The sequence below is a fragment of the Paenibacillus residui genome, assembly GCF_042677205.1.
Lineage (GTDB): Bacteria > Bacillota > Bacilli > Paenibacillales > NBRC-103111 > Paenibacillus_L > Paenibacillus_L residui.
On the sequence record NZ_JBHTIU010000034.1, the window covers coordinates 46,410 to 72,919 of the forward strand.

Annotated in this window: 24 protein-coding genes; 16 read left to right on the top strand and 8 right to left on the bottom strand. The window is 50.7% G+C overall.

What is annotated here, in order from left to right; translation table 11 throughout:
- Window positions 1–98: 98 nt before the first annotated feature.
- The gene (locus ACFQ03_RS11060) at window positions 99–896 is read right to left on the bottom strand and encodes a M55 family metallopeptidase (RefSeq protein ID WP_144939037.1); all 798 of its coding nucleotides are present in this window, start codon (window positions 894–896) and stop codon (window positions 99–101) included.
- A gap of 149 nt (window positions 897–1,045) precedes the next feature.
- Here ACFQ03_RS11060 and ACFQ03_RS11065 point away from each other — a divergent pair, with 149 nt between their 5' ends.
- From ACFQ03_RS11065 to ACFQ03_RS11090, 6 genes are all read left to right on the top strand, one after another.
- On the top strand, window positions 1,046–1,288 hold the full coding sequence (locus ACFQ03_RS11065) for a YkuS family protein (protein ID WP_379288142.1): 243 nt from the start codon (window positions 1,046–1,048) through the stop codon (window positions 1,286–1,288).
- A 316-nt stretch (window positions 1,289–1,604) separates the two neighbouring features.
- Window positions 1,605–1,880 carry a hypothetical protein gene (locus tag ACFQ03_RS11070; protein ID WP_144941814.1) on the top strand — a complete coding sequence of 92 codons (276 nt, stop codon included), beginning with the start codon at window positions 1,605–1,607 and terminating at the stop codon, window positions 1,878–1,880.
- 461 nt (window positions 1,881–2,341) lie between these two features.
- Window positions 2,342–3,250: an N-acetylmuramic acid 6-phosphate etherase gene (gene murQ, locus ACFQ03_RS11075; RefSeq protein ID WP_379288144.1), complete on the top strand. Its 909-nt coding sequence runs from the start codon at window positions 2,342–2,344 to the stop codon at window positions 3,248–3,250.
- A 106-nt stretch (window positions 3,251–3,356) separates the two neighbouring features.
- Complete coding sequence (locus ACFQ03_RS11080) at window positions 3,357–4,295, top strand: DUF4434 domain-containing protein (protein ID WP_150960284.1); 939 nt, start codon at window positions 3,357–3,359, stop codon at window positions 4,293–4,295.
- Window positions 4,296–4,366: 71 nt separating this feature from the next.
- Window positions 4,367–5,293 carry an ROK family protein gene (locus tag ACFQ03_RS11085; protein ID WP_144941819.1) on the top strand — a complete coding sequence of 309 codons (927 nt, stop codon included), beginning with the start codon at window positions 4,367–4,369 and terminating at the stop codon, window positions 5,291–5,293.
- A gap of 166 nt (window positions 5,294–5,459) precedes the next feature.
- On the top strand, window positions 5,460–6,296 hold the full coding sequence (locus ACFQ03_RS11090) for a sugar phosphate isomerase/epimerase family protein (protein WP_379288147.1): 837 nt from the start codon (window positions 5,460–5,462) through the stop codon (window positions 6,294–6,296).
- Window positions 6,297–7,136: 840 nt separating this feature from the next.
- Here ACFQ03_RS11090 and ACFQ03_RS11095 read toward each other — a convergent pair.
- The 3 genes from ACFQ03_RS11095 to ACFQ03_RS11105 form a co-directional block, all read right to left on the bottom strand.
- A complete protein-coding gene (locus tag ACFQ03_RS11095) occupies window positions 7,137–8,705 on the bottom strand; it encodes an FAD-dependent oxidoreductase (RefSeq protein WP_379288149.1) in 1,569 nt (522 codons plus the stop codon).
- Between the two features lie 12 nt (window positions 8,706–8,717).
- Window positions 8,718–9,812, bottom strand: a complete 1,095-nt coding sequence (locus ACFQ03_RS11100; protein WP_379288151.1) for a hypothetical protein — start codon at window positions 9,810–9,812, stop codon at window positions 8,718–8,720.
- Window positions 9,813–9,891: 79 nt separating this feature from the next.
- Window positions 9,892–10,020: a hypothetical protein gene (locus ACFQ03_RS11105; RefSeq protein WP_379288153.1), complete on the bottom strand. Its 129-nt coding sequence runs from the start codon at window positions 10,018–10,020 to the stop codon at window positions 9,892–9,894.
- A 194-nt stretch (window positions 10,021–10,214) separates the two neighbouring features.
- On the opposite strand from ACFQ03_RS11105, the gene ACFQ03_RS11110 reads away from it, so the two are divergent.
- From ACFQ03_RS11110 to ACFQ03_RS11145, 8 genes are all read left to right on the top strand, one after another.
- Window positions 10,215–12,545: a helix-turn-helix domain-containing protein gene (locus ACFQ03_RS11110; protein WP_379288155.1), complete on the top strand. Its 2,331-nt coding sequence runs from the start codon at window positions 10,215–10,217 to the stop codon at window positions 12,543–12,545.
- Window positions 12,546–12,861: 316 nt separating this feature from the next.
- Entirely contained in the window at window positions 12,862–13,830 is a 969-nt protein-coding gene (locus ACFQ03_RS11115) for an ABC transporter permease (RefSeq protein WP_379288157.1), read from the top strand.
- A gap of 23 nt (window positions 13,831–13,853) precedes the next feature.
- Complete coding sequence (locus ACFQ03_RS11120; protein WP_144940322.1) at window positions 13,854–14,729, top strand: carbohydrate ABC transporter permease; 876 nt, start codon at window positions 13,854–13,856, stop codon at window positions 14,727–14,729.
- 65 nt (window positions 14,730–14,794) lie between these two features.
- Window positions 14,795–16,366 (top strand): extracellular solute-binding protein, encoded by a 1,572-nt coding sequence (locus ACFQ03_RS11125; protein WP_379288160.1) that lies wholly within the window; start codon window positions 14,795–14,797, stop codon window positions 16,364–16,366.
- A gap of 1,016 nt (window positions 16,367–17,382) precedes the next feature.
- Window positions 17,383–17,925: an RNA polymerase sigma factor gene (locus ACFQ03_RS11130; protein WP_379288162.1), complete on the top strand. Its 543-nt coding sequence runs from the start codon at window positions 17,383–17,385 to the stop codon at window positions 17,923–17,925.
- Entirely contained in the window at window positions 17,912–19,069 is a 1,158-nt protein-coding gene (locus ACFQ03_RS11135; protein ID WP_379288164.1) for a hypothetical protein, read from the top strand. Before ACFQ03_RS11130 ends, ACFQ03_RS11135 begins: the two co-directional genes overlap by 14 nt.
- Before the next feature lie 196 nt (window positions 19,070–19,265).
- Window positions 19,266–20,177, top strand: coding sequence for an NAD(P)/FAD-dependent oxidoreductase (locus tag ACFQ03_RS11140; RefSeq protein ID WP_379288166.1), 912 nt, complete (start codon window positions 19,266–19,268; stop codon window positions 20,175–20,177).
- A gap of 79 nt (window positions 20,178–20,256) precedes the next feature.
- Window positions 20,257–20,403: a hypothetical protein gene (locus ACFQ03_RS11145; protein ID WP_186328456.1), complete on the top strand. Its 147-nt coding sequence runs from the start codon at window positions 20,257–20,259 to the stop codon at window positions 20,401–20,403.
- A 31-nt stretch (window positions 20,404–20,434) separates the two neighbouring features.
- Here ACFQ03_RS11145 and ACFQ03_RS11150 read toward each other — a convergent pair whose 3' ends face one another.
- Complete coding sequence (locus ACFQ03_RS11150; protein ID WP_144940370.1) at window positions 20,435–21,187, bottom strand: DUF2161 domain-containing phosphodiesterase; 753 nt, start codon at window positions 21,185–21,187, stop codon at window positions 20,435–20,437.
- A 279-nt stretch (window positions 21,188–21,466) separates the two neighbouring features.
- Here ACFQ03_RS11150 and ACFQ03_RS11155 point away from each other — a divergent pair, with 279 nt between their 5' ends.
- Together ACFQ03_RS11155 and ACFQ03_RS11160 are read left to right on the top strand one after the other, a co-directional pair.
- Window positions 21,467–22,387, top strand: a complete 921-nt coding sequence (locus tag ACFQ03_RS11155) for a hypothetical protein (protein ID WP_144940332.1) — start codon at window positions 21,467–21,469, stop codon at window positions 22,385–22,387.
- Between the two features lie 171 nt (window positions 22,388–22,558).
- Complete coding sequence (locus tag ACFQ03_RS11160) at window positions 22,559–24,454, top strand: PrkA family serine protein kinase (RefSeq protein ID WP_144940334.1); 1,896 nt, start codon at window positions 22,559–22,561, stop codon at window positions 24,452–24,454.
- Window positions 24,455–24,692: 238 nt separating this feature from the next.
- Here the strand turns inward: ACFQ03_RS11160 and ACFQ03_RS11165 are convergent, their stop codons facing one another.
- The 3 genes from ACFQ03_RS11165 to trmL form a co-directional block, all read right to left on the bottom strand.
- The gene (locus ACFQ03_RS11165; RefSeq protein ID WP_144940336.1) at window positions 24,693–24,935 is read right to left on the bottom strand and encodes an AbrB/MazE/SpoVT family DNA-binding domain-containing protein; all 243 of its coding nucleotides are present in this window, start codon (window positions 24,933–24,935) and stop codon (window positions 24,693–24,695) included.
- 170 nt (window positions 24,936–25,105) lie between these two features.
- Window positions 25,106–25,507, bottom strand: a complete 402-nt coding sequence (locus tag ACFQ03_RS11170) for a DMT family transporter (RefSeq protein ID WP_144940338.1) — start codon at window positions 25,505–25,507, stop codon at window positions 25,106–25,108.
- Between the two features lie 142 nt (window positions 25,508–25,649).
- The gene (trmL, locus tag ACFQ03_RS11175; RefSeq protein ID WP_379288170.1) at window positions 25,650–26,114 is read right to left on the bottom strand and encodes a tRNA (uridine(34)/cytosine(34)/5-carboxymethylaminomethyluridine(34)-2'-O)-methyltransferase TrmL; all 465 of its coding nucleotides are present in this window, start codon (window positions 26,112–26,114) and stop codon (window positions 25,650–25,652) included.
- Window positions 26,115–26,510 lie beyond the last annotated feature (396 nt).

Here is a 26,510-nt window from a genome sequence, read left to right on the forward strand (position 1 = left end):
TACCCCACAGTGACGCATAGCCTTCGAAGCGTATTCCGGGTACTATAAGGGGGAGCCCCGGTTCGCAGCTTCGCGCATTCGGGGCTCCTTATCAATATCTATACTAAAGCACGGCTCAACAAACGAACAAAGTCGGTATCCTTGTACAACATCCTTACTCCATCCAATCGGATGCTCGTCTCTCCGTCGACATATCTCCTATCGGCCAAATCGGTGCTGTTCATCTCCAGCAGAAGCTCATATGGCCCGGGAATGACTAACGGACGACACGCGTCGCGTCCTGCTATGGCCTGCTTGACGGCCTCTCGTATCTCAGAGTATACCTTCCGAGGAGGCTTAAGCAGAGCGGCATGGCGGCCAAGCGCCGTCTTGGTTTCGTAAGTATGCACCGTACCTAGAGCCTGCTTGGCTTCGCGGCAAGTGGCATCATCACCTGTTACGAGCAAGACGGGAACGTCATGAAGACCGAACAGCATGGCGTCCAGCACAATTTCTCCAACCGGATTTCCGTTAAGCTCGGTATACTGGTAAGATGCAGAGCTCATCGTATGATCGCGGACCGCCCGTCGGGTTCCGGCCATACCGTGGTAACCGATCAGCAAAGCTCCGTCAAAGGATGAATCCAGTCCGGGAAATCTTTCGGCTATCGGTGTTCCTCCCATACAATAAAGTGCATCGGGATGCAGCAATTCCGGGATAAAGTTAAATCCTGTAGCATGGGCATCCTTAACGACGATATGCTTGGCCCCCGCTTCCAACAAACCCTCCACAACGGCATTTACTTCTTGTGTCAGCAGATGGCGCGCTTCATTGTAAAGCGGCTCTCCCCTCATCAACTGCTCCCTGAGCACAATTCCGGTAATGCCCTCCATATCCACACTTGCATAAATCTTCATTCCTGTCCCTCCCCTGGGCTTAACGAATAACGAATGAATTCTTCCTGTACATTATAGCTTACATTTCGAGGTGAGAAATAGAAAATTACGAATAGTTTTTGAGCTTTTGAAGCACTCTATTTTTTACGGAATGGAGGTGGTTGGAAAATATGGCACGTATTGCTGTAGAAAATAGTCTAAGCAATGTTAAAGATGCGCTGCAAAATAACGGACATGAAGTGCTGCAACTGGATGAACAAAGTCTGCAGAGCTGTGATTGCTGTGTTATCTCCGGTCAGGATCAGAACGTGATGGGAATCGCCAATGCCGAAACCCGGGCATCTGTCATTAATGCACAAGGGCTGACAACTGAAGAGATTATCCAGCAGGTGAATCAAAGAACCATCAGCTAAACGAGCCGTAATCAACAGGGAGTGCCGTCCGGGCCTCCCTGCAGCTTTTTATGGCGGATTTGCAACCGCGTCCTCCCCGGAAGTCAGTGAACTCTATTACTTCTTCACCTGTCGAGACATGCTATGGAACGTCCCCGGGTTCAGTGATAAAATAGAAATATCAATCGATGAAAGACGAACAACATGACCACACTCTGGATGATCTCCATCCCCATCCCCGAACCAGTGAAATACATTGTGCTTGCTTCGGGTTGCCGGAACAAGTCTTGTTCTATGAAAGTATTAAAAATGCATCTGCAGACAGGAGGAGGTTATTATGAAAATCGTATGGCTGCTTGCGGGAATCATCGGATTGGCCGGAATTGCACTGGCCGTGTTCTTCTTCCGCTCCCTTTCCAAGCCAAAGACCTCTCAAAATGTCGTTCATATCTCCCAATATAAAAAGAAGACTGCCCGTGGAGCTCAGAAATGCACTTATTGTAAAAAGAGGGTTGATTCGCTGACTTTCTATTCGGGCCACGAAGGAAAGGTCATAGGCTTATGCCGGGATTGCTCCAGGCTTGCCAAGCATCAGGATCTTATGCCGATCTGACCGGGCACCGTGCACCGGGCATATGCTTATGGAATGAACCCGGATCACGGCCTTCCTTCCTGGTCCTTTCAGTTCAAATCTGTGACAACCATCCCTTATCATTTTTTTGACTCCATATCTCATAATGGTTATCCACTGCGCTTGTCGTTTTACTTTCCGCCAAAATATCCTCCTCATTGTTTCCTTTCTCTATTCTGCAAATTCACCATCGCTATGAACGGTTTCATCGGTCTGCTCAACTCCATTCAAGGATTTCCGCGGCATAATCTCTTAAAATGCGCCTCAGATATGTCCGTAAGATTGAAGGAAATACTGCCTTTGTCATTGCCAATAACAGGATACACGCCACTGGCAATTATTTCTTTACTTTAAGGATAGCGCCTCTTATAATGGAGTTAGTTTCCTTATAAACCATATATTTTTGGAGTTTTCCTCCAGAGATTAAAGGAGCTCAATACTAGATGAACGAAACCGATCGGTTGGATACCGAGCAGGTCAATCCTCTCAGCGATGACCTGGACCAGATGTCAACGGAACAAATCTTACGAGTCATGAATGACGAGGACCGGCAGGTACCTGTCGTTGTCGGCCAGCATCTGCCCGTCATAGCTCAGGCGGTGGATTGCATTGCGGATGCATTAGGCCGGGGCGGCCGGCTGTTCTATGTCGGCGCAGGAACGAGCGGCCGGCTGGCTGCGCTGGATGCGTACGAATGCCCGCCAACCTTCGGCACTCCTCCTGAGACCGTACAGGCGCTCTTGGCGGGAGGGAGCCAGCTCATCCAGGCCGACGAATCCGCCGAGGACGATGCCCGGCAAGGGGCAGACGACCTGCGGGCCCGATCCGTTGGGCCGAATGACGTAGTCGTCGGCATTGCCGCCAGCGGCCGGACGCCGTATGTGCTTGGGGCCTTGTCCTGCGCCAAGCAATCGGGGGCGCGTACGATCGGCCTGAGCTGCAGCGCGGGCTCGGCACTCGGCCAGGCGGCGGACATCGCCATTGAAGTGCCGGTAGGACCCGAAGTATTGACCGGCTCAACCCGGCTGAAGGCGGGAACAGCCCAGAAGCTCATTCTTAACATGCTCAGCACGGCAGCTATGGTGAAGCTGGGCAAGGTTTACCGGAATTTCATGGTCGACATGCAGCCGACGAACAACAAGCTGCTTCAGCGCGCCGAGCGGATCGTAACGAATGCGACAGGCGAAGAGGAAGCAGCGGCGGTCCAGGCTCTGCAGCAGACCGGTTACAATGTCAAAGCAGCCATTGTGCTGCTGATCTCAGGTACGGATGCCGCTACCTCTATCCGGCTATTGGAACAGTCCGGAGGCCGGGTTCGTGACGCCATCCGTTTAGCTCAGAACAAGGATTGAAGAAACATCAGCACCTAACCGTTTTTGAATGAATTTGCGAAGCCATCAGCAAGCACAACCGTACAAGTTGACCCTTCCACTTCTTAAATTTAAGGAGGCAATAAGCATGTTAAAAAGAATTAGCGGCTCCTGGTTTGATTTCTATCATCCGAATCCATACGAAGGCGATACCTGGAACTCCACTACTCAGCAATTCACAGAGCAGGATTGGGACAAGAAGCTTGAAGAAATGGCCGAGGCCGGCATGGATACGCTCGTCCTGCTGCAAGTGGCGCTGCACGGCAAAGCCTTCTATCCTTCGGAGGTTATTCCGCTGAGATGGGATACCGTATGTCCGGACCCGCTGGAGGCTGTGTTGAAGGCCGGTGACAGGCTGGGAATATCCATCTATGTCGGGTTGGGCTTCTTTACCACTCCGATTATGGGAAGCCTGTCGATTACCGGAGACCGCAACCGGCTCCGATACGAGATCGCAGACGAATTGGCGGCTCGATACGGGCACCATTCCTCATTCGCCGGTTGGTATTTTCCGGTGGAAGCGGCCATTCATTCCTACTTCCCGGACGAATACATCTCCTATGCCAATGAATTATCCGCTTATTGCCGGAAGGTCGGTCCCCAGAAAATATTGATCGCTCCGTACGGGACCCGTTCGATCGTTGCGGATGACAAATTTGTCGACCAGCTGAAAGCGTTGGAGGTAGACTATATCGCCTATCAAGATGAAATTGGCGTGAACCGGACCACCTTCGAGGCTGTAGACGAAGTGTTCGCGAAATTGCGCGAGGCTCACGACCGGGCAGGCAAGCCGCTGTGGGCGGACCTGGAAGTGTTCCGTTTTCAGGGCAAGGTGCTTTATCCGGGAGCCCCGGAAAGAGTTATCCGGCAGTTGGAAACGTTATCGGGCCACGTTGATAAAATATTGTGCTACCAATACCTGGGCATGATGAACAAGCCCGGAAGCCCTGTACATGCGGGAGACGAATCCTCCGTCAAGCTGTATGAGGAATACATGGCATATATTCGCAAGCATGGATTAATCTAATTCGTATACGGAACAAGGGCCGAATTGGGGCAGCTCCCGTTCGGCCCGAATCGACTGGAGGCGGAACGCGGATGACGACTTTGGCGATCGGCATTGACATCGGCGGTACTCAAATTAAAGCGGGAATAGTATCCCGGGACGGACAGCCTGTACATACCGATACGGTACCTACAGAAGCCTCATTGGGCAGAGACGCCTTACTCGGCAAGCTGGCAGGCCTGCTGGAGAAATACCGCCGTATGGCTGAACTCAACGGCTGGCGACTGGCGGCAGCGGGGGTCGGAACGGCCGGGTTCGTCGATATTCGTGACGGCTCGGTTCCTTTTGCCAGCGGGAACCTTCCGGGCTGGAGCGGTGTCCGACTGCGTGAAGAGCTGGAGAAAGCATCAGGGCTGCCCGTCGTGGTTGCTAACGATGCCCACGCCCTGGCTGTCGGTGAAGGATGGCAAGGCGCCGGACGCGGCCTGGACGGCTTCCTCTGCGTAACCTTGGGCACCGGCATTGGCGGCAGCCGGATCATGAATGGGAGGCCGGATTATGGCTGTGCCGGTTATGCCGGCGGATTCGGCCACCAGGTAATCGTTCACGAGGGCAAGCCCTGCACATGCGGCGGCAGCGGCTGCTGGGAAAGCTATGCCTCCGTCACAGGCCTGATTAAGCTGGCCGAAGAGGCGGGCTTCACCGGAGCCAGTCCGGAGCAGCTGTTCGAGCAAGCCCGCTCCGGCGGGACTGCTGCCGTTAGGCTGATTCGCACCTATATCGGCTACCTTGCTGCCGGTCTCGTGAATCTGGTTTATGCGTTCAATCCGCAGACCATTATTATCGGAGGCGCTGTGACGGCGCAAGGCGATTTCTTGTTCGATCCGCTTCGCCAACAGTTGAACGACAGGCTGATGCCGGTATATCGCCCGGTTGAAATCCTGCCGGCCAAGCTAGGCGGCTCCGCGGGATGGATGGGCGCTGCCCGCCTAGCTTGGCTGGCATCGGCAGAGGAATAATCCCCGCGAGGGAGATTATTAACCATTGGAATCAAGCAAGCCCTCTAGCCCCTCTGAAGCAGGCGTTTGGGGGGCTTAACCTATTTTGCTGTACTTTTGTCAAACTCTTGCTTCTATTTCCCTGACAGGCTATAGTAAGTCCAAAAGCAAACAGGAGTGTGGACAAGTGGGATTAGGAATTCTGGCCCATACGGTCGGTAGGCTTCCGCTTAAACAGTTAACCGAAACTTTGGGGGCTCATAAGATTGATTTTGTTCAACTGGCTTTAACCAAAGCAATCAGCGACATCGACACGGGCACGGGCCGATTAAGTCCGGGGTTGGCCAATTATATCGCTGAACATTTTGACCGGCAGGGTATTCGCATCGGCGTGCTAGGCTGCTATATAAATCCGATTCATCCCGATCCGGAAATCCGACGCGAGGAAATCCGGCGTTTCAAGGAACATCTCCGGCTGGCTAGAGACTTCGGCACATCCATCGTCGCTACCGAGACGGGAGATCACGATACGTTCCGCTATCAGGACCCCGAAAGATACCTCGAGATCGGATGGACGGTGTTAAAGGAGAGTATCACGGAGTTAGCGGAAGAAGCGGAGAAATGGGGAGTGACCGTCGGTTTGGAGCCGGTCTGCGTACATACGCTCTCCAGTGCTGACCATATGAAGCGGATCATGGAGGAAATCCCCTCCAGTACACTCGGGGTCGTCTTCGACCCATGCAATTTGCTTGATCATCGGAATTTCGCAAGTCGGGAAGAGGTTGTGCGGCAGGCCCTGCAAACTTTCGGGGAAAGAATCGTATTGGCCCACCTGAGAGATGCCGTTTATCGTGAAGGGGAACGGCCAGACGTCGTTAAGCCGGGGGCGGGAACTTTTAACATTAGCGGATTCCTGGAGAAGCTGCACGAGTACAAGCCTTGTATCGACATATCCATCGAAGGGCTCCAACCGCACGAGATTGACGAAGCGTTGGACTATGTAAGAAGCCGGATGCCTTTCTAACAACAAGAGGGGTTTTTTTTGCGGGAAAGAATCTTTACCGGGACGTCGAACGGAGCGTTAATAAGCCGGCTCCGCCCTTGTGAACTGTTCCTTCTGCATTTCGTCCAGGTAAATTCACACGATTTGCGTGGAGATATGACTAAATTACCTTGAATATCTTGACACGCTGCCCTGAAAATCCCTTTATTCTCACCATTCGATGGTGCAGCTCAGCGTTATGGGCGTTACTAACTGTATTTTATGTAGGTAGATTGAGGCGAATGGCGCAAAATGACTAAACTACCTTGAAAATCCGTCTATTTTACCGTCTGCAGGCATCGTTGCAAGCGGAGCGGCACGTCTAACTGTATTTTGTACAGGTAGATTCAAGCGAATGGGCGAAAATGATCAAACTAACTGGATAAACTACAGTTAAAATGGGCAGCTTTTGGGCGAAACGGCTGTTTTGGCGCAAACTAGCTGTAGGTTTTCCAGTTAGTTTCCATATTTCTTCCGAGTATAGAAATCTAACGGTATGAAATCCATTTAGTTTTCAAATTTCACACTATTGAAGCAATTCAACTCTATTCTACCTTGAAAATCCATCCATTTTCATCATCTGATGGTGCCGCGGTCAGCGACATGGGGGTCTAAATGAAAAACTGTAAGGATAAACGGCTATCGCCGTCCTTTGGACAGGCACGTTTACCGATGTAATATAAGAACACGTGTAAGATGAGACTTACAATTTTTTATATTAAATAAAAAACCGCTAAGCCCCAATTCCGACGGGCCTAGCGGTTTTTGGTCTATGGGGCATACTGCGCCCTATGCCCATTGCTGCCGGGCATTTCCTTCAAGCTATACCGCTGTGATTGCGGGCCAATCCAATTCAATGCCTTCGCGCACCAGCAGAGCCTGGAAATCAGCCAGCAGCTCGGCCTGATTTCTTACCTGCCGTGGGGTCACTCCGCGCTCCAGACAATAGGCGGCCAGATAACCGGCAGCCTCGCCGATATTCCATTCCACCGGATGGAGGCGATAACATCCGTTCGTCAAGTGGGTGACCCCAATGTTCTTGCATGCCGGCAGCAAGTTATTGACCCGTACCGGAATCAGGCTGCCCAGCGGGATCTGGAACGGCAGGCTCGGGATATAGAGGCCGACCGTCCCTCCGGTCGTAGGATGCAGATCGATCCGGTAACAACCGACTCCAACCGAATCCGGGAACTTCTCGGCCCCCTGGTCTCCGCGTGTCGTCGGGCTGATGTGCTGCTCCAGTACGGTAAATTCCGCACGGATGCGGCGGGACTCGCGGATGTACGGGTACTTGGCCAGTCCGTCCTCCGTTCCCACTACATCCTTCCTCAAGCGAATTCCCGGATATCCGCGCCCCCCGTCCGGACGCGGTGCTTCCGTCTGCAGCCAATAAAGCAGGCTGAGGCTTAATTGCTTCGCTTGCTCCAGATTCCGCTCTCTCTCATCCTCGCTCACTTCATATATATTCCCAAGCCAATAATCATTCTGCGGCCAATTGACAATCGTTACATCGCTGTCGAAGACTCCCTCCGCGAACAGAGTACGGTCCACTATTCGCCGATAATCCCATAACGGAAAATAGCCGGGCTCCGGAAACAGCGAATAACCCTTTTGATGCGAAGCGAAGGAAGTCCAGCTCAGCAGCTTATCCGGTTGGAAATCCGCTTGATACTGCTTCCAAAATTCGTAATCCCGCGGCTTCTCAATCGTATGATCCTCCCCTTCGCGGTAATCGACGGCAAAGCAGTAGGTGATCGACTGAATATCTCCGGGCTGTGCAGGTCCTTCCAGCGCATTCGGCTCTCCAGTCTCATCCCTGGATTCGGCTCCTGTCACGTATTCGACGCCGGCTAACGGCAGCACATCCCCGCATTCTGTAGCATCGAGGAAATAAGGAGCGGTCAGCACCGTCTCTTCCCCCGTCCGCAAGCAAGAAACCGTTACGGAGACGACATCGTCACCGGACGTTTCCGCCCTAACCACCCTCCGGTTCAACAAAACCTGTACGCGGCCGCTGTGGATATACGGTGCCAGCATTTCTTCGAAGCAGGCAAGCGCCACCCGCGGGTCTATACAAAGGCGGCTGACAATGCCGTTCCCCGGATTGAGACGTTCATTCCGCATCGCCTCGGGAGTCATTGCAAAATTTCTTTTGTAGTAATCGCGTGCCCGGTTCCGAAACTCCCGGTAGGTCGCGGTGCAGCCGAACTGTTCAATCCAGCGGTGCTCGTCTGCGGGAACGGCTTGGCTGGTGAACTGGCCGCCCAGCCAATCGGTCTCCTCCGTCATAATTACCTGTTTGCCCTGTTTGGCCGCAGCCAGCGCTGCTGCACAGCCGCCCGTTCCGCCTCCGATAATAACGATATCGGCACGTAGACTTTTTCTATCCATTAGATTCATCACCTATTTCCTTTCACTCGATTCTGCGTTTATATCCTCGGCCTGGTCCAGCACAAGATAGGATAAAATCCCTGCGAATGTAGCCGCTTTGCGAAAAGTTGTCGTCACAGGAGTCCGCTCCGGATCATCAGAGGTTACCTTGGGCCGGAAGCAAGCGGCTCCTTCCTTGATAACAGCTTCCTCCGTCTCACGCAGCCGGCTCATGACATAATTACTTGCTCCTTCTATCTCGGGGCAGCGGGAGAAGGACAGCCAAATTTCCCAAGCGTTGTTCCAATCCCGGCACCACCAGGGAGCTTCGTTGAAGTCATTCGGACCTTCCTCCATCGCCTGCAGCATTGTGTCTACCGCTTCCCTTGCCACCCGGTTCCAACGGTCCTGCAACGGCGGCGGAAGAAGCGGAACGACCGTGTGGGCAAAGGCTATGATCGTGCCTTGGTAAGCAACGCTGTTGCCCATACCTACCTTGCCGTCCCATAGCTCGGTATAGGGCCACCAGCCCGGGCTATGCTTTCCGAACCGGTCCGCCACATGACTCACAATTTCCTCCGCCTTCGACCGGTACTGCTCCTCTCCCGTAACCTGGTATGCTCTTCCGAAAGTATGGGCGGCATATATATCGCCATTCAAGACATCGTGTCCTGTAGCGTTCGGATTTTTATAGACGGCGCCCGGATTCTCTTCGGCCACCTGAGTCAACAAGTATTGAGCCGACTGCACAAGGCTGCTTCGTGCCGCTTCACTGCCAGTTCCCTTATAAAGATGATATAAGCTGTTCGCTACCGCACCGATTTCCGCAATGTCGACCGTCCCGGCTTCTCCCTTCTTTACATAATAGGGTTGTCCGAACGCGCCCTGAGGAAGCTGTCTACGCCGTACATCCTCTGCCAGCTTGCGGGCGATGTCCTTGCCGTCTCCCTGATGCAGCTTCCAATCCAGCAAGTAAAAGCAGGCCGCCTCACCTGTCGTGCAGCAGCTGGCCCGATCCCCCAGTTCCTCATCGTAAATGTAGAGCGCGCCCGTCTCTCCCTCTTCTCTAAGCAGTCCGTCAAAATAAGGCCTTAAACGGGATACGACGGATGACACAATCAAATTCATGCTGGAGCTCCCCTCTTTGATTGAAAATTTGGTACAATGAAGATAGAATTAATATATCATGAACAGGAGATTTTTTCCCCTATTTCTTATTGAGAATAAAGAAAATTTCCAGAATGGAAGCCGCGACCTCTTTGAGCTTCTTCGCCGTACACAGATGCACAATGAACCGGCGAATATCGTGGACGTTCTCTCCGATGAACGATTCCACGCCCCGGTTACCTTCATAACATGATCACGGTCCCCACACCCGAACTTTCATAGCGGCCGTGTTTTTGCTTTGAACGGCGTCTTCCGCTATTTTACTTTGACAATAACGAATAAACTTATCACAATGATAAAGTGGCCCCGCTTACATCTGAGGCAGGAGGCTTTACGCGACTTTGGGATGGGGTGAATAACTGAATGCTGCATAAATTGAATCTATGGCGAAACCGCTCCTTCAGAAGAAAATTATTTATATATTCCATCCTGATCTGTATAGTTCCGGTGATATTGCTTGGAACCGCTTCCTCCATTATTGCCTCGCGCATGGTTCAGGAGGAAGTGAATCATAACCAGCAGATTATTCTGCAGCAGATGCAGTTCCAAATGGACAGCATGCTGCAATCGCTGGACAGGGCATCCATCCTGCTGGCTAACAATGCCGCCGTGGAGAAATCCGTGGAGTTGGGCCCTACCAACAAAAATATTGACTACACGCTGGAAATGATCGATTCGATTAAAAAACAGCGCAGCTTTTCCAATATCGATTATGATGTCGCTATCGCCTTCACACTGTATAACAAAGTATATTCCAGCAGGGACGGTTTCCTGGATCTTACCGACTATCCCTATTATGGATTGATTAAAAATACGGAGACCCACTACGGATCCGCGGTCGCCATTCCGCCCCATACGTATCCGGGACAGGACGAGCTTCTGTTTATGCGGCCGGTGCCGATCTTCTATTCCGAACAGAAGAAAGGGCTGCTTATTCTGCAGGTCCCGAACGAAAAGCTGACTTCCTTCATCCAATCCGTCAATTTGGGAGAGCGAAGAAAGCTGTATATCGTCAACGAAGAAGGAACCATTGTTCTGAGCAAGGATTCGGACACTATCGGAACGAAGCTAAGCCCATCCGTCTTCCAAGCGGCGTCATCCGGAACACAGTCCTACTCCGGCCCTGTTGCCGTTGACGGAACCGATTACAATATATCGGCGATCAAATCTTCTTTTAACAATTGGAGCTATATCGCCATGACAGAAACCGCACTGTTAACGGATAAAGCCGATAGAATTCAGACGATCACCTGGATTGTCGCTGCTGTTCTAACCTTGGCGGCTGCCCTTCTGTCCTTCGTCGGAGCCAAGAGATTGTCCTATCCTATCCAGAGGCTGCTCAACATGCTGTCCGGGGATGCCAGGAAATCCGCGCATACGGACGATATTCAGGAGTTGGACTCTTTCATTCAGAGCATGGTGAAGACGAATGACCGGTTGAAGAGTGAAATTAGCGAGCAGCTCCCGTACCTTAAGGAAACCGTCTTCCAGCAGCTTCTGCGCGGCGAGATGAGTGCCAAAGAGATTATCAGAGCCTCCGAAAGATACGATTTTCCGCTTCGGGGGGCCTGGTTTCACGTCTGTCTCGTCGATGTCGATGAATATGTCCGCTTTCAGCAAAATTACCGTGAACGCGACCGTTCGTTGATGATGTATGCCATTCGCAAAATCGTGGAGGAAATATGCGAGGAGAAAGAGAATCTCTCCTGCTTGACGGTAACCCCTCTACCGGGGCAAGTCGCCGTGATCCTTGGCATAGAGGAATCCAACAGCGAATCGATAGAAGCTATGGACCGAATCGCCGCCGAATTCCGGACCAATATCCGGCAATATTTTCAATTCTCCGTGACGGTGGCGCTCAGCCGCCCTTACAAGGGCTATACCCAGATCAGTACCGCTTATCAGGAAGCGCTGGAGCTTCTAAGCTACCGGCTGTTAATGGGACATGACCGGATCATCTCTTCCCGGACGATCGAACCGGATATCGAGCAGTCACGAACGACCGTCGTCCGATGGCAGAAGGAAATTGTGTCCAGTATTTCTCAGGGTAACATAGAACAGGCGAAAGCGAAGCTGGAGGAAATTGCGGAACTGGTCCCCCGTTATGTCCACAATTCGGAAACAGTGCTTGGGTTGTTCGCTTATTTGATTGGAGAGCTGGACTATTTCCTTCAGGAAGCGGGGTTGAACGCGGAGGAAATATTCCCGGGTGATCCGTATAAGCAGTTATACTCCATGACCCGTTTGTCGGAAGTGACGGTCTGGTTTACAGAAACGATCTTCCCGGCGATACATGCCCAGGTGAGCGGCCTTCATGCCAACAAGCAAAAGAAAACCGCGCGGCAAGTGATGGACTATATTCACGAGCATTTCGAAGAAAATATTTCACTGCAGTACGTTGCCGATGAGCTCAAGCTGTCCCCTTATCACATCAGCCGGGCATTTAAGGAAGAGACCGATACGAATTTCGGGGACTATCTGATTCAATACCGGATGGACAAGGCGAAGGAATGGCTGATTTACAGCGACATGCCGATTAAAGAAATCTCCGAAAGGCTCTGCTATACTTCGGTGCAGAATTTTACCAGAATCTTCAAGCAGGTTGCGGACATGCCTCCCGGCCAATATCGTAAAAAGTACCGTGACCCGGCCAAAGAGAATCCCGACGGAGAATCGTCAAAGCTTCTCTCATAATTAAGTGTCCTTGGTTCGAACAACTAAATACCAAATTATTCAAAACAGGAGATCGGGCATGATTAGAAATTCTGCCCTGATTTCCTGTTCTTTTTTTCATCTCAAAATAACATAATACCGCCAGTGACCAGAGGGTATTACAAAGTGTCCGGATCCGGCTATGGCGGATTAATCTTTTGTTGCACTTCTTTATCTTTTACCGCAAAACCCGCTTCCTTCAACAGATAATTGCGTTTAATCCGCCTAAGCCCCATAGTAAGCAGTACGAAAGCGCAGGTTTACGCCATCAAACTATAAGGAGGTAATCCGTACTGTTATGAAAGCCCAACCAACCGAATCTCTTCCTACACCTCCCCTTCCGGGTTCCAAAGCAACCATTTGGCGCAAGCTGGCGAAAAGAATGTGGAAGGACCGGTTTTTGCTTCTCATCGGCCTGCCGGGGATCGCTTATTTCATCCTCTATAAATATGTCCCGATGCTCGGTCTGTATTTGGCCTTCATTGATTTCAATCCGTTCATCGGGATTACGCAAAGCGAATGGGTAGGCTTCGCCCATTTTAAAACGATTTTTGCCGACGCGGAAATCGTCAACGTTCTATGGAATACCCTGCAAATCTCTTTTTTGCAAATCGCTTTTGCATTTCCTATCCCGATTGTGCTGGCCCTGATGCTTAACGAGCTGCGCGGTCAAGTTTACAAAAGGGTTGTGCAATCCATCGTTTACCTGCCCCACTTCTTATCCTGGGTGGTGGTGATCGGGATCTGTATCATCTTTATGCGAAGCGAGGGATTAATCAATCAGTTTCTTATCAACGTGTTGGGCTGGGAACCGGTTCCGTTCCTGTCTAATCCGTCCTTGTTCAAGCCTATCGTCGTTCTTCAAGTCATTTGGAAGGAATCCGGATGGGGGACGATCATTTTCCTGGCTGCCTTGGCTGGCGTCAATCCCCAGCTTTATGAGGCCGCGGTCATGGACGGGGCCGGTCGGTTCCGGCGTATGTGGCACGTCACTCTGCCCGCCATCCGCAGCACGATTGTCATTCTGCTTATTCTGCGACTGGGCAATGTTATGGACAGCGGCTTCGAGCAAATCTTTCTGATGCTGAATCCGTTCAATATGGAAGTCGGGAACGTGCTGGATACTTACGTCTATTTCAAGGGAATCGAGCAGTCCGACTACAGCTTCGCTACCGCTGTTGGATTGTTTAAGGGAGCAGTCGGCCTGATTCTGGTCATGTCCGCCAACTATCTAGCCAAAAAATTCGGAGAAGAAGGAATCTACTAACAAGGAAAAGAGGTGCAGCCTAAGTGAAGGAAAATACATGGAGTTCACGCCTGTTTGACGGAGTCAATATCGTGCTGCTGGCTCTTATTTCGCTGGTCATGCTGATTCCCTTTCTGTACGTAGTAGCGGTATCCTTCTCATCGTACAAGGATTTTCTGGAGAGCAGCTTTGTTCTTATCCCTAAAGAATGGGTCATCGACTCCTACCAGTATATTTTCGGCTCCAGCTCGTTCGTGCGCTCTATCTTCGTCACGGTTTATATTACGATACTCGGTACGTTCATCAATTTGTTCTTTACGGCTACGCTGGCATATGTTCTGTCAAGACCGGTTATCGGTCAGAAAGTCGTCTTGTTCGCCGTATTATTTACTCTGCTGTTCTCGGCCGGGATGATTCCGACCTATCTGGTCGTCAAGGAGACCGGGCTCTTGAATTCCATCTGGGCGCTCATTCTGCCGGCTGCGATCAGTCCGTTTAACCTGATTGTCATGAGACAGTTTTTCATGAGCATTCCGCCGGAATTGAATGAGGCAGCCGTGATCGACGGGGCTAACGACCTGCATACGTTTATCAAAATCATCTTGCCTTTGTCCAAGCCTTCCATGGCGGCCTTCGGCCTGTTCTACGCGGTTGCTCATTGGAACAACTATTTTACAGGAATTCTGTACCTGAACGACCCGGCCAAGTGGCCCATTCAGGTCATTCTAAGGCAAATCGTAGTGGTCAATGAAGCACAGAATTCGCTCGGGAATCCGCAAGTGCTGCTGGAGCACTCTCCGCCGGCGGAAACGATTCAGATGGCGGCCATCATCGTCGCCACCCTGCCTATTCTGCTGGTCTATCCGTTCCTGCAGAAGCATTTCGCCAAGGGGGTGATGCTCGGTTCGGTTAAAGGTTAAATCGAAGCAGTATTGCCTGAGAAGTCATTATCGGGATAAACTTTGGATAAGGGGGATAATCTGCAATGAAAATGAAACCATGGTTAGCAGCAAGTCTGGTGCTGGCGGTATCGGCAATGACGGCCGCCTGTGCCTCGAAGCCGGAAAGCGGCGGTGCAAGCGGCGGGGAAACAACCAAGGAGAACGAGAAATTCACGATTACCGCTATCGATTTCCGTTACGGAACGATTCCGCCGGCGAACGGCAAAGGCATCGAGATGATCAATGAGCGGTTCAATGTGGATTACAAACCGCAATATGTCGTACAATCCGATTATGTACAGAAGCTTAGTGCCGTTATTGCTTCCGGAGACATTCCGGACATCATTGTCATGGAAGGCACGGATTCGAATTTCTATAAATGGGCCAAGCAAGGGGCGTTCCTGCCTCTTAACGAATACATGGACAAATACGAAACGTTCAAGCTTATTCCGGACAATGTCCGCAAAGCCGTAACCATCAATGGCAATATCTATGCTATTCAAAGGTATTTGACCGAAAATTATGAGCTGACTCCGGTAATCCGTAAAGACTGGCTGGATAACCTCGGCCTGAAGGTTCCGACGAATTATGAGGAATTAAAAGAGGTGGCCATCGCCTTCACGAAGAATGACCCGGACGGCAACGGTAAAGATGATACTTACGGTATGGCCATGTCCCAGAATATCAACCCTCATTACGGAATGGGAGCTTATTGGGATTGGAATGCGTGGTACCACAAGAACGAGGATGGACAATTTATTCCCGGCTTCATTTCGGAAGCGCGCAAGCAGCACATTTCCTTCCTGGCCGATCTTTATAAGGAAGGGGCCATTTCGAAAGATTTTGCCCTGCTGAACTGGGCACAGACGAACAAGGAGTTTTACTCGGGTAAAGCAGGAATCTTCATCGGTACTCCCCGCGGAATGAACTCCACTTACATGCAGGGGCTCGTCGATATTGATCCGAAGGCCGACATTGTGCCGATTCCTCCGTTCGAGGCTCCGGATGGCTCCAAGGGCTTCACCTCGTCCGCCGGATACTACGGTGTGATTATGCTTAACGCCAAGCTCAAGGATCAGCCGACCAAGGTGGAGAAAATTCTGGAGATGATCGATTTCGGCCGCAAGTTCTATCCTTTGGAGGAGCGCAAGCCGGATAATGCCGACTTCGACTGGATGAACGGCCACGAAAACAATGGCTACAAGATAGTAGACGGCAATGTACAGAGAGAACCGGATGAGAAAGGTCTCTCCCCGTTCAATTATATGCCGGATAACCGGATGTGGGCACCGAACGATCTAGCTAACGGCTATTCGAAGGAATACCCGGTTGAGCTTCTCCGTAAATTGGCGGGAGAGCTGGAGACTATGCATAGCGAAACAAAGCATTACATCAATCCGATGAATGCAGTCTTCTCGGAAACACGATCTGCCAAGGGCTCAGAGTTGGATAAATTCCTGTTCACCGAACAGACGAAGATGATCGTCGGCGAAAGACCGATCTCCGATTGGGACAAAATGGTTCAGGAATGGATGGACAAAGGCGGCGCCCAAATTATTAAAGAAGCTAATGAGGGCATGAAAGAGAACGGTTATACCGAGCCGCAATGGAAGTAATATAAAACGGGGCTGCTCATTGGTCATCTTAGATGACTTATGGGCGGCCCCTTTATTAATTTCGTTTATCATAATGATGTCTAATAATCGGGGTTCAGGCCAAGGAGTCCCTTCTCATTTTTTGTGTATCTGTTCGAAGAAAGCTCTTAATTTGTTTTCAGCTTGCATTTTTTCTAATTGTTCAATTTTTTCGGAAGTCAATTTCCTGATTGTCATTGAAGTTCCGGAAGGAATAGACGGGTCTTATCAGCAGAAAGATTCAGTTCCGGGATGGCTTCTCTTGTTAGATAATCCGACTGTGTCTGCTGTACACTCGAGTGCAGTCCGGGTATAGGAGCGGTTGTCGTTTGCTTCGGAGCGAAGAGTGGCCAAAGCCATTGCAGAACAAGGGCTATTGGCAGAAGATAAAAGGCTACAGCCATTTTTCCAATCGCATAACGCCAATTCGCAGGAAGGACATTTGGAGAAATGAGCCGCAATAGAAGAATACAGATCGCAACGGTACTTCCCGCAAACGGAAAGGGAGAAGAGCAGTTCCAGAAGTTGACTCATTAAACTACACCTCCCCTATTTCTCAGTACATTGCATAAGGATGAATACATACAAAACGGCATACAAAAAGCACCCCATCGCACGACAGGATGCTTTATAAGCCTATTAAATGACTTACAGCCCTTTGGTCTTATCATCATTGTAGGCAGCCGTCAGGATAGCCGTGATGAACATGATGAACACAAGAATACTGATCCAGAAAGAAAGAGACATTAGAAGCACCCCCCGGGCATTGGTTAACTTTATTTAAGTATCGATGGCGTTCTTATAAGTAAACACCTATATTATACCCAATGAAGGTCAAAAAGAAAACGGCCAAATGTGAACATTTCCTAACACCGTCTATAGCTGTCGGCATTGTTAAAGCTGATAAACGGAAAGTCGGCCGAAGACAAAAAAATATAGGCAGCTCCGGTGGGAACCGGTTTCGTTTTAAAGTGTCTAATAGGTTGGAGGTGAGGCCAGTGGAGAAATATTTACAGTATGCATCCAAGATGGATGACCATGCTTTTCGCGAATTAATGAATGAATATGGTCAGGAGGTCTGGAATTATGCTTATTTTCTAATTCGCCGCTTTGACGCAGCGGATGATCTTGTGCAGGAGGTTTTTATCCGCGTTTATCAAAATATTGGCTCCTTTCGCGGAGAATCATCGATTAAGACATGGCTGTTCGCCATAACGCGAAACTTGGCTTTTAATTACAAGAGATCTGCCTTTATCCGCAAGGTCACTTTAACGGATTGGATCGGCAGGCGGGAAAGCTCCCCCTCGGCCGAGAAGGAAGCGCTGGATCAAATACTCACGGACGATCTGTGGAAGATCGTACTGGACCTGCCGGACAAGTACCGGGAAGTCCTCGTGCTGGACGCCAGATATGGACTTTCCAATAAAGAAATAGCCGGCCTGTTGAAGATCTCCGAGGGTACGGTCAAATCCAGGCTTCATCGGGCAAGAAACAAGGTAAACGAGCAGATGAAGGAGGGAATCAAATATGGCATCATCTAAACCGGAATGGTACAACCGGCTGCAGACAGGACCCTTTAAGAAGCCTACGTTTACACAGCATACTATTCAACGGATCGAGGCCCGGATTTCATCTGAAGGAAGCCGCAAGCGACTTTCCCGGAGAAGCAGGGGGATGCGGATGCTGGGTGGAATTGCGGGAGCAGCTCTGTGCCTGGCCTTGCTGTTGTGGTTGATGCCTGGTGGCCGCCCTGCCGACACTATTCCCGGAAATCCGGTTTTTAACGCGGCGAAAATCCATGTTGGCGATAAGGTGGGAGGCATGAAGGTGATTTCCAAGGAGGAAGGCACCTACGGAGTCGACTCTGTCAAGACTACTTTCGAAGGAAAACTCGAACTTAGCGGCCAATTTGAATATTATTACGGGGACACGGAGCCCTATAATCCGAATGATGTTATTTTTATCCCCGATGAAGCGTCCGTAATGCGGCTTCCCCGCCCGGAATCGATGCAGGATATAAGAGTAAGGCTTGCTTTGGACTTTACGGACCCGCAGGAGAAGGCTAGCTTCGGGACTCAAGGCTCCACCGGAACGGCGACCATCATCATTGACAGCTATAGCGTTGTGGCCGCCGAAATTCTGGAAGGCGTCCCTAACCGGGCACATCTAGCCGGTATATCTGAGATTTCTCTTGCTCCCCGGGTAGATCCGGAAACGGCCAACCCGGATTTTGACAAAGCCATGGCCGATTTCCCTCCCGCTCCATTGAACGCAAAAGGCGAGCTGGATACCGAAGGCATGCAGCCTTGGCTGGAGCAGGTGGATCAGCAATTTGCAGAAGGATTGGTCATGAATGAGAAGCCGATTAGCGCTAATCAGAGGGGACGTGTACATGAGTGGCTGAATCAGGTATTTACTGAGGAGAAAACTATTGAACTGCTGGATACTTATGTACCGGAGATTGGGGGCGGCGAATATATGATCTTCGGAGGGCTGTCCAACCTGTTCCCACCCGTAATAATCGAGAAATTCGAGAATCCGTCTCTGGAACGGCAAGGCGAAAATTCCTACCGGTATTCCGTTATGCTAATAGCAACCGGCACTGAGAATTACAAGCTGTTCTGTTCCGTTACCTTAGAGAACGGAGTCTGGAAAATCGGGGATTATTATTATGAGCCCTCGTGAGGAACTTTCCGTGAAAATGCTGCAGTCCAATCGTCTTCTGACAGTGCCGCGCAAAGCGTCATGGATGTCCCCAACTGAGAAGTTCTCAGTTGCCTCCCGCTTATTTGGATTAATGGACGATTTCGTGTTAGGTCATACTAACCTTGTACGATATGACCCGCCGGATATAAAGCGGCAGCTAAGGAGAACAGAGTATATGAGCTACGAATGCATTATTGTAGGGGGAGGCATTGCCGGACTGCAGGCCGCCATCCAGCTCGGACGGTATGAACACCGTGTGCTCGTCATCGATGCGGGCAGCGGGAGATCCGTGCTGTGCCGAAAATATCACAATCTTCTCGGATGGCCGGAAGGGGTATCCGGCGAATATTTGCGGCAGTTGGGGCGGCAGCATGCCGAAAACCATGACGTTGAATTTGCCGACGATTTCATTGTCGATGCCTATCGCGACGAACCCGGTTTCGTCCTTAAGTCCCGAAGCGGCCGTGAATATCACTGTCTGACACTTCTTCTCGCCACAGGAGTCGTGGACCGGATTCCGGATGATCTTCCCGAGCTCCTCCCCTGCCTCGGCATAACCGTGTATGTATGCCCGGATTGCGACGGGTACGAAATCCGCGGCCTCTCCACCCTCGTCCTGGGCTCCGGGGAAGCGGGAGCCCGAATGGCTCTCACGCTGCAGCCGCGAACCCACCAGCTTGTCTACATCAACCACGGGAGACAAGCGGTCGAACCGGATACGGCTGCCCGTCTGAAGCATAAGCAAATTCCGGTCATTGATCAGGCCATCGGCGAAGTTCTGGTCGAAGGAGACGGCCATTTCCGCGGGGTTCGCTTAACGAACGGAGAGATGGTGCAGGCGGAAAGAGCCTTCGTCGCTTTCGGAGGCAATCAGGTGAATTCGCAGTTGGCGGAGAAGCTGGGGATCGAAAGGCTGGAGAACAAGCACATCCTCACCGACCCGCGAACGAAGATGACTAACGTCCGGAACGTATGGGCTGCCGGAGATATAGCGGTGCATTCCGAGCAAGCCGCCATAGCCATGGGCGATGGCTCGCAGGCAGCCATATGGATTCACAAGGCTCTCTCGGCACTGTCGGACCGCTAGACCAACGAGCCGTTTGAATAAACCCAGCTTCTCCGAGACAAGCTATTTCAGACAACAAGAAAAGAGGGAGGCGTTCCAATTGAAAAACTCCAACCCGCAAAACCATAATCCCAAGTCCAACGAAAAAGAGAACAAGAATTTAACGGATAAGAAGCCTTCGGACGATGCTTTACAGGCCATGACCGGATTTATTAACCGGAAAGATCCGGACAAGGACGATTGCTAAAGTCATGTCAAAAAAATAGAAAACCCTGCAGCTAAAATGGCAAAGCAGGGTTTTCGTCATGGTATGAATCCGGGCGGCCCGCCCTATCTTCCATCCGTTCAACCACATGGGCAAACTCTTGAAGCGCCTTCTCCCCTTGGGGGGTAAGGGCATAAATCCCCCGGCTCACCCGCTGAAACCAGCGGTAATAATTATGCTGCAGAAGTGCCGCCGTCTTGGGGTTCCCGGTCAGCTCCTTTAATTGTCTGGGAGCCATTGGTCCGTTAAGCTTCAGATAATAGGCGCATTGAAGAGCTTTTTCCCGGTACGCGGTGACGAGCTTGCGCTGGGTACTTCCGCCTATATTATAATCCCCGCTCCTCTCATTAAACTCTTTCACCAGCCTGGCCGTTTGCTTCAGGTTCTTCCTGGGAACATAGGGTTCAGGGTGGCATACGACTTCCACCAGCGGCGCTTTCCGCTTATAATAACGGACCGTCATCAGCCCCAGGCCGAGCATCCTGCACAGCCGCTGCAGATCCCCCCATTTGAGTTGATGAGGGGCCCGTCCATGCTCCTTCTTCTCAATAGCCAAATAGACCATGTCCGATTGACGCAGCCTGTCCACTCCCTGTACGAGCAGCGGAATCGTAAAAGATTTCTTCAGCTCCACAATGACGGGCGGCTCCTCTCCGCGTATGGCGACCAGGTCGCAATTCTTCACTTCTCCCTTAACTTCATAGCCCAAGCTCTCCATATATGCCTTAACCGGCGCATAGAGCTCGGTTTCGCTTCGAATCGGCACGTATTCTTCTCTCCCTGTTAATGCTGCAATCTTGCTCAATCGTATGACGGCTCTTCCTATTTGATTGATGAAACTTTATCCAAATATGGATGACCATTCGCAGGTCCATTCCCGTCCGTTTCCCCTTTGCCCGCGCCTTCCCCTGCCCTTTTCAAGCGGGTAAAGACCTATGCCTTCTATGGAAAATACGGCTTCGTTCATCTTTTTCCCATTATACCATACCCCCACAAACCCCGTACCGTTCACGAATGTTGAAAGCAAGAAAGGAGATGATCCCCTATGGGCCAATTGCCCAAGCGCTGCTTATTCTGCGAGAAAAATATTACCGGCATATATGTAAAGGAGCTGGGGAGTTACCTTTTTAGAAAATGCTATTGTACCGGGACAGGAGAGTACGAAATAACTGAGGAGGCTTATGAACGGCTCAATGCCCGCCCGCATCAACAGAAGAGAGAGCAATACCCGCTTGTTTCCGGGTACATCCGGGAAATGTGCGAGCGGCAGGAGCAAGTGAAGCTTGTGACCGATGATCTCAGCTTCATTCTGGAGTCGCCCGGAATCCCCAGGACTCTGGAGGCTAAGAAGAATAAATGTCTGGTCTATCTGTACCGTCATTCAGACCGGCCCGAGGACCCCGTCGTTCTGGACCCGATCCAGTCCGCCTACAACCTGACGTATTCCCCGAATTTACAGGAATTTATATATATTTTGGAAGAGTTAAAGGCAAGCAAGCTTATTTCCCGGATGGGATCTACGCTGCGGCTGACCCCCAAAGGCTGGGAGGAAGCCGCGAGATTAACCGAGGGCAAGTCCGGACGGACGGTCTTCTTTGCCGTGCCGGGCGCATCTCCCGCCGCGGAAGCCCTGCGCGATACGGTCATCCCGCAGTTGGATGAGAACGGATATGCAGCGGTTATACCGCCGGCGGCAGCGGAGCTCCCCGGGCATTCCCGGGACACGCTCGAGCAAATCCGGCAGAGTGACCTGGTCATTGCGGACCTGAGCGGGTCCGATCCTAAGGTATGTTTCGAAGCCGGTTATGCGCAAGGAACCGGCGTACGGGTCGTGTATATCTGCCATCAAGATGATTCGCCGGAGCCCGGTTTGTCCCTCATCCATCCGGGACAACCGCTCCGCTGGAGCACTCCGCAGGAGTTGGCGGACAAGCTGACGGCCTATCTTGCGGCGGGGGCAAGCTAACGGCGGAAACTTGGCAGAATAGCAGGAATTCGCCGCATGTAAGCTTCTTAAGGAGATCGTTTCGAAGCTTTTTTATCCGGGGGATCTTGGAATTTCGGGAAACATCTCTCGCTCCTCTGCATAGTTATTAATACGTTGGTTTAGCACTTGCTGGGGAGAGAGGAGGCAACCATGGATATTTTCAAACGTATATCCGAACACCGGACCGAAATGGAGAGGCTGTCATGGACCGGTACCTTTGCGGAATATCTCGAAAAAGTGAAGAACAACCCGGAACTGGCAATGACCGCGCATGCAAGAGTTTATAAGATGATCGAATCCCATGGGATCGAAGAGCACAACGGGCAGATTAAATATAAATTTTTTGAGCAAGAAATTTATGGCTTGGACCGCTCCATCGAGAAACTGGTTGAGGAATATTTTCATTCCGCCGCACGGCGGCTGGACGTCAGAAAACGGATTCTGCTGCTGATGGGCCCCGTCAGCGGGGGAAAATCTACGATTGTCACTATGCTGAAAAAGGGGCTGGAGCGGTTCTCCCGCCAGGAGGAAGGCGCCGTCTACGCCATTAAAGGCTGTCCGATGCATGAAGAGCCGCTTCACTTGATCCCGCAGGAATTGAGAGAGGATGTCGAGAAGGAGCTTGGAGTCAAGATCGAAGGAACACTCTGTCCATCCTGCCAAATGCGGCTAAAAACCGAATACAACAACCGGATAGAGGACGTCCTGGTCGAACGCGTGCTGATTTCGGAAGAGAACCGGGTCGGAATCGGAACGTTCAGTCCGTCCGATCCGAAATCGCAGGATATTGCCGACTTGACGGGCAGCATTGATTTCTCGACCATTACGGAGTACGGCTCGGAATCCGATCCGAGAGCCTACCGGTTCGACGGCGAATTAAACAAGGCCAATCGCGGACTGATGGAGTTCCAGGAAATGCTGAAGTGCGATGAGAAATTTCTGTGGAATCTGCTTTCCTTAACGCAGGAAGGCAATTTCAAGGCCGGGCGCTTCGCATTGATTTCCGCCGACGAATTAATTATTGCCCATACGAATGAATCCGAATATCGTTCGTTCATCGCGAACAAAAAAAATGAAGCGCTTCAGTCGCGTATTATCGTCATGCCTATTCCGTATAACCTGAAAGTATCCGAAGAAGAAAAGATATACGCCAAGCTTATCAAGCAGAGCGATATGCAGCATATTCATATGGCTCCCCATTCCCTTCGCGCCGCAGCCATTTTTTCGATTCTGACGCGGCTTAAGGAATCCAAGAAGCAGGGAATGGATCTGGTCAAGAAAATGCGGATGTATGACGGGGAATCCGTGGAGGGCTACAAGGAAAACGACCTTAAGGAAATGCAGAACGAATTTGTCGAGGAAGGGATGTCCGGAGTCGATCCGCGGTATGTCATCAACCGGATTTCGAGCGCGCTCATTCGCCATGACGTGCAGTGTATCAACGCTCTGGATGTGCTGCGGGCTATCAAAGACGGCCTGGATCAGCACCCTTCCATTACGAAAGAAGAACGGGAGCGTTACCTTAATTTTATTTCTATTGCCCGCAAGGAATATGATGAATTGGCGAAGAAAGAAGTGCAGAAGGCCTTCGTCTATTCTTTCGAGGAATCGGCGAAAACCTTATTTGAGAACTATCTGGACAATATCGAATCATATTGCAATTGGACGAAGATGAAGGATCCTCTCACCGGAGAGCCGGTGGACCCCGATGAACGGCTGATGCGTTCCATTGAGGAGCAAATCGGCATTTCGGAAAACGCCAAAAAAGCGTTTCGCGAAGAGATTCTCATCCGACTGTCCACCTATTCCCGCAAGGGCAGAAAATTCGACTACAACACTCATGAACGGCTGCGAGAGGCTATTGAGAAGAAGCTCTTCGCCGACCTTAAGGACATCGTTAAAATTACGACATCGACCAAAACGCCCGACGCCACTCAGCTCAAACGGATTAACGAGGTGACCCGCAGGCTTATAGACGATAACGGCTATTGCCCGGTCTGTGCGAATGAGCTGTTGAAATATGTGGGCAGCCTGTTGAATCGATAGGATGGGCAGCGGATAAAAAAAGCTCCTAACGAACTTCGAAGACGAATAACCCGGTTTTAAAGGCAGCTTTTTATGCCAATTAGAAAGTTGTTCCATTTTTTTGCTTTAATGAACTTAAACTTTCTAATGTGGTAAGATAGAAGCGCACCTGCCAGGTCGGCAGATGCGCTTTTATTGTTGTTATCGTCATCATTAACAATCGCGGTTGTATAAAGTCCGGGCTTATGTAGGCAGCTTATTATTTCCCCGTTACCTGCTGCAAACATTCCGCACAAATGTGCTTGTCCTTAAATTCAACAACGCTGTCCATGGTTGTGCAGAAAACACAGCGTGGGCGATACCTTTCCAAAATAATATGGTCACCCTGCACGAGGATTTCTACCGGGTCCCCTTCATTCATTCGGAAACGGTTCCTTAACGATTTAGGAAGGACAATTCTTCCCAGTTGATCAACCTTGCGAACGATCCCGGCTGGTTTCATTCCAAATCACCCCAATCTGAGTTAGCATTTCACCCCTCTTTATGATATTCGTAACCGGCTTCCGTTTTATGTCGCTAATTCTGCTACTACCTTAATATGGGAAAATGCACTTACCAACCGCGCACCTAGTAAATACCCCTGGCTTTCCGCGTTGAAACACCCCTTACTCCTTACTTATCTTGATTGGCGTTCGCATCAGGCTGGACAATAATAGACAAGGATTCATTGTTTACGGCCGCACCGCCCTTTGCTTTCGCTTCTCCTCCTATGTTAAGACCTATAACTCCAAGAATAATAAGCAGGATGGAGGCCGCCTTGAGCCAGGTCATCGATTCCTGGAACACCATATAGCCGATCACCGCGATAGCGGCTGTACCGAGCCCAGACCAGATCGCGTATGCGACACTTACGGGAACATGCTTCAAGGATAAATTCAGGCTGGAAAAAGCAAGTAAATAAAAAACGATCATCAGAGCGGACGGCCAAACTTTCGTAAAGCCTTGCGACAGCTTCATCGAAACCGTCCCGGCTATTTCCAGTACTATGGCTAACAACAAATAAACCCAGGGCATCCTCTTCACTTCCTCTCGAGTTGGACTTGTTGGTCCGGATCCTATATACGGCAACGGACAAAGAAACATAAACAGCGAGCCGGTTGCCGCAACCTGACTCGCACTCTAGCTTATTATGGGTCGGCGCGTATAGCAGCCGTTGTTAGGTTAAGCCTTTAAATTGAAGCTGGCGAAGGCCTTCGTATAGAATAATGGCCGCAGAATTGGACAGATTAAGCGACCGGACCTCTCCATTAATTGGAATTTTAATGCAGGTATCTTTGTGCTCCTCCAGAATCTCCTTGGGCAGACCGGCCGTTTCTTTGCCGAACACGAAGAAATCTCCATCCCGAAACTCGAAATCGCTGTACCATTTCTGAGCCTTCGTCGTCGCGCAGAAAAACCGCCCGTCGGGATACAAACGCTTAAGGTCGGCGAACGAATCGTGATACTCCAATTTAACGGATGGCCAATAATCCAACCCCGCTCTCTTCAACGCTTTGTCATCTGTAGAAAAGCCCAAGGGGCGGACCAAATGAAGACAGGTCCCCGTTGCGGCACAAGTCCGCGATATATTTCCCGTATTAGCGGGGATCTCCGGTTCTACCAAAACAATGTGAAATGCCATAGCTTCTCATTCACCTTTCTGAAAAATGCTCTGCGTCTATGATAATAAGCCCTGCTTAAAGTCTAGCGGCAATTGATGGCTGACATCTTCGCTTCCTGGTTTGGGAAAACAATCAGGCTGTTATCCTCGTGATTTGCGGAAAATTGCGAAATGCAGCATGGAGACAATCAATCACCTGCAGATTTGCAGGTTCTTCTCCCGGCTTACCGCATCTCTAATCTTGACACAGTTGCCGCCCAGGTTTCAAGTGCTTGTTAGCTCCCCGCACTCCGGCCGCCTATGAGGAAAAACACGGCCGTTCGGAAGTTAACGATTTATAAATTTTACATATAGTTTACTTATCATTAATTCGCCACTGACATAGTTAAGCAATAATGAAAATAATTCAGTAGAAAA

Excerpts from the sequence above, each read along its gene's own strand:
- ACFQ03_RS11140 (WP_379288166.1), top strand. The coding sequence starts at position 19,266 with ATGAGCTACGAATGCATTATTGTAGGGGGAGGCATTGCCGGACTGCAG.
- ACFQ03_RS11135 (WP_379288164.1), top strand. The coding sequence starts at position 17,912 with ATGGCATCATCTAAACCGGAATGGTACAACCGGCTGCAGACAGGACCC.
- ACFQ03_RS11100 (WP_379288151.1), bottom strand. The coding sequence starts at position 9,812 with ATGAATTTGATTGTGTCATCCGTCGTATCCCGTTTAAGGCCTTATTTT.
- ACFQ03_RS11155 (WP_144940332.1), top strand. The coding sequence starts at position 21,467 with ATGGGCCAATTGCCCAAGCGCTGCTTATTCTGCGAGAAAAATATTACC.
- ACFQ03_RS11060 (WP_144939037.1), bottom strand. The coding sequence starts at position 896 with ATGAAGATTTATGCAAGTGTGGATATGGAGGGCATTACCGGAATTGTG.
- ACFQ03_RS11080 (WP_150960284.1), top strand. The coding sequence starts at position 3,357 with ATGTTAAAAAGAATTAGCGGCTCCTGGTTTGATTTCTATCATCCGAAT.
- ACFQ03_RS11115 (WP_379288157.1), top strand. The coding sequence starts at position 12,862 with ATGAAAGCCCAACCAACCGAATCTCTTCCTACACCTCCCCTTCCGGGT.
- ACFQ03_RS11095 (WP_379288149.1), bottom strand. The coding sequence starts at position 8,705 with ATGGATAGAAAAAGTCTACGTGCCGATATCGTTATTATCGGAGGCGGA.
- ACFQ03_RS11170 (WP_144940338.1), bottom strand. The coding sequence starts at position 25,507 with ATGCCCTGGGTTTATTTGTTGTTAGCCATAGTACTGGAAATAGCCGGG.
- ACFQ03_RS11110 (WP_379288155.1), top strand. The coding sequence starts at position 10,215 with ATGCTGCATAAATTGAATCTATGGCGAAACCGCTCCTTCAGAAGAAAA.
- ACFQ03_RS11085 (WP_144941819.1), top strand. The coding sequence starts at position 4,367 with ATGACGACTTTGGCGATCGGCATTGACATCGGCGGTACTCAAATTAAA.
- trmL (WP_379288170.1), bottom strand. The coding sequence starts at position 26,114 with ATGGCATTTCACATTGTTTTGGTAGAACCGGAGATCCCCGCTAATACG.
- murQ (WP_379288144.1), top strand. The coding sequence starts at position 2,342 with ATGAACGAAACCGATCGGTTGGATACCGAGCAGGTCAATCCTCTCAGC.
- ACFQ03_RS11165 (WP_144940336.1), bottom strand. The coding sequence starts at position 24,935 with ATGAAACCAGCCGGGATCGTTCGCAAGGTTGATCAACTGGGAAGAATT.
- ACFQ03_RS11070 (WP_144941814.1), top strand. The coding sequence starts at position 1,605 with ATGAAAATCGTATGGCTGCTTGCGGGAATCATCGGATTGGCCGGAATT.
- ACFQ03_RS11160 (WP_144940334.1), top strand. The coding sequence starts at position 22,559 with ATGGATATTTTCAAACGTATATCCGAACACCGGACCGAAATGGAGAGG.
- ACFQ03_RS11125 (WP_379288160.1), top strand. The coding sequence starts at position 14,795 with ATGAAAATGAAACCATGGTTAGCAGCAAGTCTGGTGCTGGCGGTATCG.
- ACFQ03_RS11065 (WP_379288142.1), top strand. The coding sequence starts at position 1,046 with ATGGCACGTATTGCTGTAGAAAATAGTCTAAGCAATGTTAAAGATGCG.